Genomic DNA, 12377 nt, shown 5'->3' with positions numbered 1-12377 from the left:
CATGGCTGTAGATGATACCCAACCTCTTATTACGCATCTGATTGAACTGCGTAAGCGTCTGTTGAACTGCATTATTGCGGTTATTGTGATTTTTCTGGCGTTGGTCTATTTCGCCAATGACATTTATCACATGGTTGCCGCGCCGCTGATCGAACAGATGCCGCAGGGTGCGACGATGATCGCCACCGACGTGGCCTCGCCGTTTTTCACCCCTATCAAACTGACTTTCATGGTGTCGCTGATCCTGTCTGCGCCCGTGATTTTGTACCAGGTGTGGGCGTTTATTGCCCCTGCGCTGTATAAGCATGAACGTCGTCTTGTCGTGCCGCTGCTGGTGTCCAGCTCGCTGCTGTTCTATATCGGCATGGCGTTCGCCTACTTTGTGGTCTTCCCGCTCGCGTTTGGTTTCCTTGCCAATACCGCGCCGCAGGGCGTACAGGTTTCTACCGATATCGCCAGTTACCTCAGCTTTGTGATGGCGTTATTTATGGCATTCGGCGTCTCTTTCGAGGTGCCCGTCGCGATTGTCCTGCTCTGCTGGATGGGGGTAACTACCCCTGAGGACTTGCGTAAGAAGCGTCCTTACGTCGTGGTTGGCGCGTTTGTCGTGGGGATGCTGCTGACGCCGCCAGATGTCTTCTCACAAACATTGCTGGCGATACCGATGTACTGCCTGTTTGAGGTTGGCGTGTTCTTCTCTCGCTTCTATGTTGGTAAACGACGTCCACGAGAAGAAGATGACGAGGCCGAGACTGAGCAGGCCGGGAAAACTGAAGAATAAACGCAACCGCCCGTCAGGGCGGTTGTTATATGGGAGGAAGCATGTTTGATATCGGCGTTAATTTAACCAGTTCGCAATTTGCGAAAGATCGCGATGACGTGGTGACGCGCGCGCTGGCTGCCGGGGTGTCGGGTATGCTTCTGACCGGAACCAATCTGCACGAAAGCCAGCAGGCGCAAAAACTGGCGCAGCGTTATGCCTGCTGCTGGTCGACGGCTGGCGTACATCCGCATGACAGCAGCCAGTGGCAATCAGAAACTGAAGACGCGATCGTGGCTCTGGCGAGCCAGCCGGATGTGGTGGCGATTGGCGAATGTGGTCTGGACTTCAATCGTAATTTTTCCACGCCGCAAGAACAGGAACGTGCATTCCAGGCGCAGTTGCGCATTGCCGCTGAGTTGCAGATGCCCGTTTTTATGCACTGTCGGGATGCGCATGCGCGTTTTCTGGCGCTGCTTGAGCCGTGGCTGGATAAACTCCCGGGCGCGGTATTGCATTGCTTTACCGGTACGCGTAAGGAGATGCAGGAGTGCATAGACAGAGGGCTTTATATCGGTATCACGGGTTGGGTCTGCGATGAACGTCGCGGTCTTGAATTGCGTGAGTTGCTGCCCTTCATCCCTGCGGAAAAACTGTTGATTGAGACCGACGCCCCTTACCTGTTGCCGCGCGATCTCACGCCTAAACCGGCTTCGCGGCGTAACGAACCGGCGCATCTGGCGCACATTCTTGCGCGCGTTGCCCACTGGCGCGGGGAAGACCCGCAATGGCTGGCGGCCACAACGGATGCCAATGTCAAAACGCTGTTTGGGATTGCCTTCTAAAGCGCGCTTAAACTTTACGAAACGCGGTGTTTTTCACGCTCTGCTTCACCTCTTTATTCAGCAGGTTAAGCAGCAGCATGGAGCGCGCTTCGCCATCCGGTTCGGTAAAAATCGCCTTCAGACCTTCAAATGCGCCTTCAGTGATAATCACGCTGTCCCCTGGGTAGGGCGTTTCGGGATCAACAATGCCTTCCGGTTTGTAGACAGAAAGCTGATGAATCACGTTGGACGGAACGGTGGCAGGGTGCGCACCAAACCGCACGAAGTGGCTGACGCCGCGCGTGGCGTTGATCGTGGTGGTATGAATCACTTCCGGGTCGAATTCAACAAACAGATAGTTAGGAAAGAGCGGTTCGCTAACGGCGGTACGTTTGCCGCGCACCATTTTTTCCAGCGTGATCATCGGCGTCAGGCAATTTACCGCCTGTCTTTCGAGGTGTTCCTGGGCACGCTGAAGTTGCCCGCGCTTGCAGTACAGTAAATACCAGGATTGCATAATAACTCTTATCCGCTTGTCCGGGGCGCAAGCATAACAAAAGCCATGCGCTAAGTTAATTATACCCGTTGTATTTCAGGCTGCTTCTTTGTTGACTACCTCGCCGCAATCTGAAATTTATTGGGTAGATAACCCCCGGGTTCCCCTGTACCGTCAGAGTTCACGCTAATTTAACAAAAATACAGCATCACGATGATGAACGCCGTATAATGAGGCGCTTACAAAGAGGCCACAACTGACGCCATGAAATATCACGACTTACGCGACTTCCTGACGCTGCTGGAACAGCAGGGTGAACTCAAACGCATTACGCTTGCGGTAGATCCTCATCTGGAAATGACTGAAATTGCTGACCGTACGCTGCGTGCGGGCGGGCCAGCTCTGTTGTTTGAAAATCCCAAAGGCTATGCGATGCCGGTGCTGTGCAACCTGTTTGGCACGCCCAGACGCGTCGCAATGGGTATGGGCCAGGAAGATGTCACCGCGTTGCGCGAAGTCGGCAAGCTGCTGGCGTTTCTGAAAGAGCCGGAGCCGCCGAAAGGGTTCCGTGACCTGTTTGATAAGCTGCCGCAGTTTAAGCAAGTGCTGAACATGCCGACCAAACGACTACGCGGCGCGCCGTGCCAGCAGAAAGTGTTCTCTGGCGACGACGTTGATTTACAGCGTATTCCCATCATGACCTGCTGGCCGGAAGATGCCGCGCCGCTTATTACCTGGGGGCTGACCGTGACGCGTGGCCCTCACAAAGAGCGGCAAAATCTGGGGATCTACCGTCAGCAACTGATCGGCAAAAACAAGTTGATCATGCGTTGGTTGTCGCATCGTGGCGGCGCGCTGGATTTCCAGGAGTGGTGCGCGGCGCATCCTGGCGAGCGTTTCCCGATTGCCGTGGCGCTGGGCGCCGATCCGGCCACCATTCTCGGCGCAGTGACTCCCGTACCGGATACACTGTCGGAATACGCGTTTGCAGGGCTGCTGCGTGGCACAAAGACGGAAGTGGTTAAATGTCTCTCCAGCGATCTTGAAGTACCTGCAAGTGCGGAAATCGTCCTGGAAGGTTATATTGAACCGGGCGAAATGGCGGCGGAAGGGCCGTATGGCGACCACACCGGTTATTACAATGAAGTGGATAACTTCCCGGTTTTCACCGTTACGCACATTACGCAGCGTGAAGACGCCATTTATCACTCGACTTATACCGGCCGACCGCCTGATGAACCTGCTGTGCTCGGTGTGGCGTTGAATGAAGTCTTCGTCCCGATTTTGCAAAAGCAGTTCCCGGAAATTGTTGATTTCTATCTTCCGCCGGAAGGGTGTTCTTATCGACTGGCCGTTGTAACGATGAAAAAGCAGTACGCGGGTCATGCGAAACGCGTCATGATGGGCGTTTGGTCATTTTTACGCCAGTTTATGTATACCAAATTTGTTATCGTCTGCGATGACGACGTCAACGCACGCGACTGGAATGATGTGATTTGGGCGATCACCACCCGTATGGACCCGGCGCGGGATACGGTGCTGGTAGAAAACACCCCCATTGATTATCTGGATTTTGCCTCGCCGATCTCCGGGCTAGGTTCAAAAATGGGACTGGATGCCACAAACAAATGGCCGGGCGAAACCCAACGTGAGTGGGGGCGTCCTATCAAGAAAGATCCTGAAGTGACTGCGCGTATTGACGCGATTTGGGATGAGTTGGCCATCTTTAACGACGGTAAAGGCGCCTGAGGCGCGATCGTTTTGCCCTATAGACCCGACAGAGGGAGCGCATGACAACCTTAAGCTGTAAAGTGACCTCGGTAGAAGCTATCACCGATACCGTATATCGCGTTCGTTTAGTGCCAGACGCGGCGTTTTCCTTTCGCGCTGGTCAGTATCTGATGGTCGTAATGGATGAGCGGGATAAGCGTCCGTTCTCTATGGCCTCCACGCCGGATGAGCACGGATTCATTGAGCTGCACATTGGCGCTTCGGAGCTTAATCTGTATGCGATGGCGGTGATGGATCGCATTCTGAAAGACAGAGAAATTGTCGTCGATATTCCGCATGGCGAAGCCTGGCTGCGTGATGATGAAGAGCGCCCGCTGATTCTGATTGCGGGGGGAACGGGTTTCTCCTATGTCCGTTCAATTTTGCTGACGGCGCTTGCGCGTAATCCGAATCGCGACGTGACGATCTACTGGGGCGGACGTGAAGAGAAGCATCTTTACGATCTCGCTGAGCTGGAGGCGCTTTCGGTTCAGCACCCGAATCTGCGCGTTGAGCCGGTGGTTGAGCAACCGGAAGAAGACTGGCGTGGCCGCACGGGTACGGTATTAACTGCGGTATTGCAGGATCACGGTACGCTGGCGGGGCATGATATCTACATTGCCGGTCGTTTTGAGATGGCGAAAATCGCTCGTGACCTGTTCTGCAATGAGCGTAACGCGCGGGAAGATCGCCTGTTTGGCGATGCGTTTGCCTTTATCTAAGCAATAAAAAAACCCGCCCCTGACAGGCGGGAAGAACGGCAACTAAATTGTTATAGAGTGGCATTTGCGTTGTAGGCCGGATAAGACGCCTGAGCGTCGTCATCCGGCATGGTCGCCGGGGGCGCTTCGCTTGCCCGGCCTGCAATAAATAACGCTCTATGATTGAACTCGCTCAAATACTGTCGCGATACCCTGACCTAATCCGATACACATCGTCGCCAGGCCAAACTGGGCGTCTTTGCGCTCCATCAGATTCAACAGCGTGGTGCTGATGCGCGCCCCGGAACAACCCAGCGGGTGGCCCAGTGCGATCGCGCCGCCGTTGAGGTTGATCTTCTCGTCAATCTGCTCCATCAGTCCCAGATCTTTTATACACGGCAGGATCTGCGCGGCAAACGCTTCGTTCATTTCAAACAAATCGATATCGCTGGCGGCAAGCCCTGCTTTTTTCAGCGCCAGTTTTGACGCCGGAACCGGGCCGTAACCCATAATTGAGGGATCGCAACCGACAACCGCCATTGAACGAATGCGGGCACGTGGTTGCAGACCCAGTTCACGCGCACGGCTTTCGCTCATTACCAGCATGGCGGCTGCGCCATCGGAGAGGGCGGAAGAGGTGCCTGCGGTCACGGTGCCGCTGACCGGATCAAACGCGGGGCGCAGAGTCGACAGCGCTTCGACGGTGGTCTCCGGGCGGATGACTTCGTCGTAGTTAAACTGCTTCAGCACGCCGTCGGCGTCATGACCGCCGGTCGGGATGATCTCGTTTTTAAACGCGCCGGACTGCGTGGCTGCCCAGGCGCGGGCGTGTGAACGTGCGGCAAACGCATCCTGCATTTCACGGCTGATGCCGTGCATACGGGAAAGCATTTCTGCCGTCAGCCCCATCATCCCGGCGGCTTTGGCTACGTTGCGGCTCAGGCCGGGATGGAAATCGACGCCATGACTCATTGGCACATGGCCCATATGCTCCACGCCGCCAATCAGGCACGCCTGTGCGTCACCGGTCATGATCATCCGTGCGGCATCGTGCAGCGCCTGCATGGAGGAACCACACAGACGGTTAACGGTGACCGCCGGAACGGAGTGGGGGATTTCAGCCAGTAGCGCGGCGTTGCGGGCGATGTTAAAACCCTGCTCCAGCGTTTGTTGCACGCAGCCCCAGTAAATGTCGCCGATAGCGGCTGCTTCCAGCGCGGGATTACGCGCCAGCAGACTGCGCATTAAGTGTGCGGAGAGATCTTCTGCCCGCACGTTACGAAATGCGCCGCCCTTTGAACGGCCCATCGGGGTGCGAATTGCATCGACAATGACAACCTGTTCCATTGTGACTCCTTAAGCCGTTTTCAGGTCGCCAACCGGGCGGGCTGGCTCAACCGGGGGATAGTACGGTTCGTTATGGCGCGCTTTGTTACGCAGACCTTCCGGCACTTCATAGAGTGGGCCGAGGTGCTGATACTGCTGCGCCATATCGAGATATTTTGCGCTGCCGAGCGTATCCAGCCAGCGGAACGCGCCGCCGTGGAACGGAGGGAAGCCCAGACCGTAAACCAGCGCCATATCCGCTTCTGCCGGACTGGCGATGATGCCTTCTTCCAGACAGCGCACCACTTCGTTGACCATCGGAATCATCATGCGGGCGATAATCTCTTCGTCGCTGAAGTCGCGTTTCGGCTGGCTGACCTCTGCCAGCAGGCTGTCCACGGCTGCGTCTTCTTCTTTCTTCGGCTTGCCTTTGCTGTCTTCTTTATAGCGCCAGAAACCCAGACCGTTTTTCTGACCATAGCGGCTGGCGTTAAACAGCGCGTCGATGGCATCACGATAATCTTTCTGCATACGCTGTGGGAAACCGGCCGCCATGACTGCCTGTGCATGATGCGCGGTATCGATCCCGACCACATCCAGCAGATAAGCCGGGCCCATCGGCCAGCCAAACTGTTTCTCCATCACTTTGTCGACTTTGCGGAAATCGGCGCCGTCGCGCAGTAGCTGGCTGAAACCGGCGAAATACGGGAACAGTACGCGGTTAACAAAGAAGCCGGGGCAGTCGTTGACCACAATCGGCGTTTTGCCCATTTTGCTGGCCCAGGCGACGACTTTAGCGATGGTTTCATCCGAGCTTTTCTCGCCGCGAATGATTTCAACCAGCGGCATCCGGTGTACCGGGTTAAAGAAGTGCATGCCGCAGAAGTTTTCCGGGCGCTTCAGCGCGCTTGCCAGTTCACTAATTGGAATGGTGGACGTATTTGACGCCAGCACGGTATCCGGGCGGACGTTGTCTTCGGTCTCCGCCAGTACCGCTTTCTTCACTTTCGGGTTTTCCACTACCGCTTCGACCACCACATCAACGCGATCAAAACCGGCGTAGTTCAGCGTTGGGTGAATCGTTGAAATCACGCCCGCCAGTTTCAGGCCGTCGATCCTGCCGCGTTCCAGCTGCTTATTCAGCAGTTTCGCCGCTTCGGTCATGCCCAGCGTCAGGGATTTGTCGTTGATATCTTTCATGATCACCGGCACGCCTTTCCAGGCTGACTGGTAAGCGATGCCGCCGCCCATAATACCTGCGCCCAGTACGGCTGCCTGCTTCGGTGTTTCAACGTCTTTGGTCAGCTTTTTCGCTTTACCTTTCACGAACTGATCGTTGAGGAAGATACCGACCAGCGCGCGGGCTTCATTGGTATGCGCCAGCGGGACAAAGCTTTTATTTTCCAGATTCAGCGCTTCTTCACGGCCAAAGCGTGCGGCGGCTTCGATCGTTTTCACGGCGGTCATCGGGGCGGGGTAATGCTTCCCGGCCGTCTGCGCCACCATGCCTTTGGCGATGGTAAAGCTCATCGCCGCTTCAATTTTACTGAGCTTCAACGGTTCCAGCTTCGGCTGGCGTTTGGCTTTCCAGTCCAGTGAGCCGTCAATCGCCTGACGTAATACCGCTATTGCGCCATCAAGCAGTTTTTCCGGTTTCACGACACCGTCAACCAGGCCGATTTTCAGCGCCTGCTCAGCGCCGATGTCTTTCCCGGCAGCAATAATTTCCAGCGCGCTGTCAGCGCCCAGCATACGCGGCATACGGACAGAACCGCCAAAGCCCGGCATGATGCCCAGCTTCGTTTCCGGCAGGCCAATGCGCAGATCCGGCGTCACCAGACGATAATCGGTCGCCAGTACGCACTCGCAGCCGCCGCCCAGCGCATAGCCGTTGATGGCGGAAAGCGTTGGCACCGGTAAATCTTCGAGGCGATTAAAGACGCTGTTGGCAAAGTGCAGCCACTGGCTTAACTGTTCTTCAGGAACAAGGAACAGCGAAAGGAATTCGGTGATATCAGCACCGACAATAAAGGCTGCTTTGTTAGAGCGCAGCAGCAGCCCTTTTAAATCTGTTTGCTTTTCCAGCACGTCCAGCGCCTGGCCGAGGCTGGCGACGGTCGCAGTGTCGAGTTTATTGACCGATCCTGGGGCATCGAACACCAGTTCGGCGATGCCATCTTCCAGCCAGTCGAGGTACAGGGTGTCGCCTTTGTAAAGCATGTCAGTCTCCTGAATCCGCAAGGTGATCTGGTCATACCAGATGAAGCGAGTGTGTATTTTATGTTAAAGAAATGCAAATGAGAGATTAAAAAAATGCCGATGCGATCACGCTCGGCAGAAATCACGCTCTCCCGGAGCGATGTGCTAAGATGCGGAGACTCGAGGTCAAAAAAACAGAAGGGTAGAAAATGGAATCACTGGCCGCACTCTATAAAAATCATATCGTTACCTTACAAGAACGGACGCGTGACGCACTGGCGCGTTTTAAGCTGGATGCGCTACTTATTCACTCCGGCGAGCTTATCAACGTCTTCCTCGACGACCATCCCTATCCGTTTAAAGTTAACCCGCAGTTTAAAGCCTGGGTACCGGTCACACAGGTTCCAAATTGCTGGTTGCTGGTCGATGGCGTGAATAAACCCAAACTGTGGTTCTACCTGCCGGTGGATTACTGGCACAACGTTGAGCCGCTGCCCACGTCGTTCTGGACCGAAGAGGTAGAGGTGATTGCCCTGCCGAAAGCCGACGGTATTGGCAGCCAGCTCCCTGCCGCGCGCGGTAATATCGGTTACATCGGTCCGGTGCCGGAGCGTGCGCTGCAACTGGATATCGCCGCCAGCAACATCAACCCGAAAGGGGTGATCGATTACCTGCATTACTACCGTGCGTACAAAACGGATTACGAACTGGCCTGTATGCGTGAAGCGCAGAAAACGGCGGTGAATGGACACCGTGCCGCAGAAGAAGCGTTCCGTTCCGGTATGAGCGAGTTCGACATTAACCTGGCTTACCTGACCGCAACCGGCCACCGTGACATCGATGTGCCTTATAGCAATATCGTGGCGCTCAACGAGCACGCTTCGGTTCTTCATTACACCAAACTGGATCATCGCGCGCCGTCTGAAATGCGCAGCTTCCTGCTGGATGCCGGGGCGGAATATAACGGTTATGCCGCAGACCTGACGCGTACCTGGGCGGCAAACAATGACACCGATTACGCTCAGTTAATCAAAGATGTGAATGACGAACAGCTGGCGCTGATTGCGACCATGAAAGCGGGCGTCAGCTACGTGGATTATCACATTCAGTTCCATCAACGCATCGCGAAATTGCTGCGTAAGCATCAGATTGTCACCGATATCAGCGAAGAAGCGATGGTCGAGAACAATCTCACCGGGCCGTTTATGCCGCACGGTATTGGCCATCAACTGGGTCTTCAGGTTCATGATGTTGCAGGCTTTATGCAGGACGATACCGGGACGCATCTGGCCGCTCCGTCGAAATACCCTTATCTGCGCTGCACCCGCGTGCTGCAACCGCGCATGGTGTTGACCATTGAGCCGGGGATCTACTTTATCGAATCGCTGTTGGCGCCGTGGCGCGAGGGGCAATTCAGCAAGCACTTCAACTGGCAGAAAATTGAAGCGCTGAAACCGTTCGGCGGCATTCGTATTGAAGACAACGTGGTGATTCACGAAAACGGTGTTGAAAATATGACGCGGGATTTGAAACTGGCGTGATGGACAGCTGGTTAATCCCTGCGGCGCCGGTCACTGTCGAGGAAGAGATCAAAAAAAGCCGCTTCATTACGCTGCTCGCCCACACGGACGGCGTTGAAGCGGCGAAAGCCTTTGTTGATGCTGTCAGAGCGGCGCATCCAGATGCGCGTCATCATTGCGTGGCATGGGTGGCGGGCGCGCCGGATGATTCACAACAGCTGGGATTTTCTGATGATGGCGAACCGGCGGGAACGGCGGGCAAACCGATGCTTGCCCAGCTAATGGGCAGCGGCGTTGGCGAGATCACCGCTGTCGTGGTGCGTTACTATGGCGGTATTCTGCTCGGCACCGGCGGGCTGGTAAAAGCCTACGGCGGCGGCGTGAATCAGGCGTTGCGTCAGTTAACGACGCAGCGCAAGACGCCGTTAACCGAATATACTTTGCAGTGTGAGTACGGCCAACTGGCCGGAATAGAAGCATTATTAGGGCAGTTTGCCGGTCAAATCGTTACCAGCGATTATCAGGCATTCGTTCGGCTCAGGGTGGCGCTTCCTTATGCGAATGTGGATGAATTTTCAGCAAGGCTGGCGGATTTTAGCCGTGGTTCATTGCAATTGTTAGCGATTGAAGAATAATCCCACCTCATTTTGAAGAACAAAGGAAGCGGCAGAGATGCATTTTCGCGCCATTACCCGAATCGTTGGACTGCTGGTCATTTTATTTTCGGGAACAATGATCCTCCCTGGACTGGTTGCGTTGATCTACCGTGATGGGGCGGGGCGGGCATTCACGCAGACATTCTTTGTCGCACTGGTGATCGGCTCTCTGCTGTGGTGGCCCAACCGCCGGGAGAAAGGCGAGCTTAAATCCCGCGAAGGGTTTCTCATTGTGGTGCTGTTCTGGACCGTACTGGGAAGCGTGGGGGCGTTGCCGTTTATCTTCTCTGAAAGCCCGAACCTCACCATTACCGATGCTTTTTTTGAATCATTCTCCGGCTTAACGACAACGGGCGCGACGACGCTGGTGGGGCTGGACTCTTTACCGCACGCGATTCTCTTTTACCGCCAGATGCTGCAATGGTTTGGCGGGATGGGGATCATTGTGCTGGCGGTGGCGATTCTTCCTATCCTCGGCGTTGGGGGGATGCAGCTCTACCGCGCAGAAATGCCGGGGCCGCTGAAAGACAATAAAATGCGCCCGCGTATTGCGGAAACGGCAAAGACGCTATGGCTGATTTATGTGTTACTGACGGTGGCCTGCGCGCTGGCGCTATGGTTCGCCGGAATGCCCGCGTTTGACGCCATTGGGCACAGTTTTTCTACTATCGCGATCGGCGGTTTCTCTACGCACGATGCCAGCGTCGGTTATTTCGATAGCCCGACCATTAACAGCATCATGGCTATCTTCTTGCTGATCTCTGGCTGTAACTACGGTCTGCACTTCTCTTTATTAAGCGGGCGCAGCCTGAAAGTTTACTGGCGTGACCCTGAATTTCGTATGTTCATTGGCGTTCAGTTGACGCTGGTGGTGATCTGTACGCTGGTGCTGTGGTTCCACGATATCTATAACTCGGCGCTGACCACGCTCAACCAGGCGTTCTTTCAGGTCGTATCAATGGCGACAACCGCCGGGTTTACCACTGACAGCATCGCTCGCTGGCCGCTCTTTCTGCCGGTGCTGCTGTTATGCTCTGCGTTTATCGGCGGTTGTGCGGGGTCAACGGGCGGCGGGCTGAAGGTGATCCGCATCCTGTTGCTGTTCAAACAGGGGAACCGTGAACTGAAGCGTCTGGTCCATCCGAATGCGGTTTACAGTATAAAACTGGGGCACCGTGCGCTACCGGAACGTATCCTCGAAGCGGTATGGGGATTCTTTTCTGCTTATGCCTTAGTCTTTATTGTCAGTATGCTGGCCATTATCGCGACTGGCGTGGATGACTTTTCCGCGTTTGCCTCCGTTGTGGCGACCCTTAACAACCTGGGGCCAGGGTTAGGTGTGGTTGCGGACAACTTTGCCAGCATGAACCCTGTTGCGAAATGGATTCTGATTGCCAATATGTTATTTGGTCGTCTTGAAGTCTTTACTTTGCTGGTACTTTTTACCCCTACCTTCTGGCGTGAATAATGGAGTAACACGTGAAAACATTGATTCTTTTTTCTACCCGGGACGGACAAACGCGCGAGATAGCTTCTTATCTGGCCTCGGAATTAAAGGAGTTGGGGATCTGGGCGGATGTGATTAATCTCCATCGTACTGAAGAGCTGGACTGGCAAAGTTACGATCGCGTGGTGATTGGCGCCTCTATTCGTTATGGTCATTACCATGCCGCTTTCCAGGAGTTTGTGAAGAAACACGCTACGCGCCTGAACGCGATGCCGAGTGCGTTTTATTCCGTTAACCTGGTCGCGCGTAAACCTGAAAAGCGCACACCGCAGACCAACAGCTACGCGCGCAAGTTTCTGATGAGTTCGCAGTGGCGACCCGATCTTTGCGCCGTTATTGCAGGTGCGCTTCGTTACCCTCGTTACCGCTGGTATGACCGTCTGATGATTAAACTCATTATGAAGATGTCTGGCGGTGAAACGGATACGAGTAAAGAAGTGGTCTATACCGACTGGGAACAAGTGGCGAATTTTGCCCGCGACATCGCCCAATTAACCAACAAATCGTTGGCAAAATAAACGTAAAGAATAAAAAACACGCAGTCGGAAAATAATTTTAAATTTCCCCTTGTCAGGCCGGAATAACTCCCTATAATGCGCCTCCACTGACACGGAACAA

At 54.8% G+C, this 12377-nt stretch carries 11 protein-coding genes; 8 read left to right on the top strand and 3 right to left on the bottom strand.

What is annotated here, in order from left to right; all coding sequences use genetic code 11:
- Position 1: 1 nt before the first annotated feature.
- Together tatC and tatD are read left to right on the top strand one after the other, a co-directional pair.
- Complete coding sequence (tatC, locus tag OGY62_RS04415) at positions 2 to 781, top strand: Sec-independent protein translocase subunit TatC (RefSeq protein ID WP_012131184.1); 780 nt, start codon at positions 2 to 4, stop codon at positions 779 to 781.
- Between the two features lie 41 nt (positions 782 to 822).
- Positions 823 to 1605, top strand: a complete 783-nt coding sequence (gene tatD / locus OGY62_RS04410; protein ID WP_058668356.1) for a 3'-5' ssDNA/RNA exonuclease TatD — start codon at positions 823 to 825, stop codon at positions 1603 to 1605.
- A gap of 7 nt (positions 1606 to 1612) precedes the next feature.
- On the opposite strand, the gene rfaH is transcribed toward tatD, so the two are convergent.
- A complete protein-coding gene (gene rfaH / locus OGY62_RS04405; RefSeq protein ID WP_104867953.1) occupies positions 1613 to 2101 on the bottom strand; it encodes a transcription/translation regulatory transformer protein RfaH in 489 nt (162 codons plus the stop codon).
- Positions 2102 to 2344: 243 nt separating this feature from the next.
- On the opposite strand from rfaH, the gene ubiD reads away from it, so the two are divergent.
- Entirely contained in the window at positions 2345 to 3829 is a 1485-nt protein-coding gene (ubiD, locus tag OGY62_RS04400) for a 4-hydroxy-3-polyprenylbenzoate decarboxylase (protein ID WP_012131187.1), read from the top strand.
- A 41-nt stretch (positions 3830 to 3870) separates the two neighbouring features.
- Positions 3871 to 4572: an NAD(P)H-flavin reductase gene (gene fre / locus OGY62_RS04395; protein WP_115182273.1), complete on the top strand. Its 702-nt coding sequence runs from the start codon at positions 3871 to 3873 to the stop codon at positions 4570 to 4572.
- A gap of 156 nt (positions 4573 to 4728) precedes the next feature.
- Here fre and fadA read toward each other — a convergent pair whose 3' ends face one another.
- Positions 4729 to 5898: an acetyl-CoA C-acyltransferase FadA gene (gene fadA / locus OGY62_RS04390; RefSeq protein ID WP_047459952.1), complete on the bottom strand. Its 1170-nt coding sequence runs from the start codon at positions 5896 to 5898 to the stop codon at positions 4729 to 4731.
- A 9-nt stretch (positions 5899 to 5907) separates the two neighbouring features.
- Entirely contained in the window at positions 5908 to 8097 is a 2190-nt protein-coding gene (gene fadB / locus OGY62_RS04385) for a fatty acid oxidation complex subunit alpha FadB (RefSeq protein ID WP_199972396.1), read from the bottom strand.
- A gap of 188 nt (positions 8098 to 8285) precedes the next feature.
- Between fadB and pepQ the strand changes: the two genes are divergently transcribed.
- Genes pepQ through hemG form a run of 4 tightly spaced genes read left to right on the top strand, consistent with a single transcriptional unit; the run spans position 8286 to position 12277 of the window.
- Positions 8286 to 9617 (top strand): Xaa-Pro dipeptidase, encoded by a 1332-nt coding sequence (gene pepQ / locus OGY62_RS04380; protein WP_199972397.1) that lies wholly within the window; start codon positions 8286 to 8288, stop codon positions 9615 to 9617.
- Positions 9617 to 10231 (top strand): IMPACT family protein, encoded by a 615-nt coding sequence (locus OGY62_RS04375; RefSeq protein ID WP_012131194.1) that lies wholly within the window; start codon positions 9617 to 9619, stop codon positions 10229 to 10231. Before pepQ ends, OGY62_RS04375 begins: the two co-directional genes overlap by 1 nt.
- A 37-nt stretch (positions 10232 to 10268) precedes the next feature.
- Positions 10269 to 11720 carry a Trk system potassium transporter TrkH gene (gene trkH, locus OGY62_RS04370; RefSeq protein WP_012131195.1) on the top strand — a complete coding sequence of 484 codons (1452 nt, stop codon included), beginning with the start codon at positions 10269 to 10271 and terminating at the stop codon, positions 11718 to 11720.
- Positions 11721 to 11731: 11 nt separating this feature from the next.
- On the top strand, positions 11732 to 12277 hold the full coding sequence (gene hemG / locus OGY62_RS04365) for a menaquinone-dependent protoporphyrinogen IX dehydrogenase (RefSeq protein WP_047459942.1): 546 nt from the start codon (positions 11732 to 11734) through the stop codon (positions 12275 to 12277).
- The last annotated feature ends 100 nt before the right edge of the window (positions 12278 to 12377 follow it).

The organism is Citrobacter sp. CK198, from assembly GCF_030333295.1.
GTDB classification, from domain to species: Bacteria; Pseudomonadota; Gammaproteobacteria; order Enterobacterales; family Enterobacteriaceae; genus Citrobacter_B; species Citrobacter_B koseri.
The sequence above is the reverse complement of the archived record's forward strand: the minus strand, read 5'-3'. Positions and strand labels throughout refer to the sequence as shown.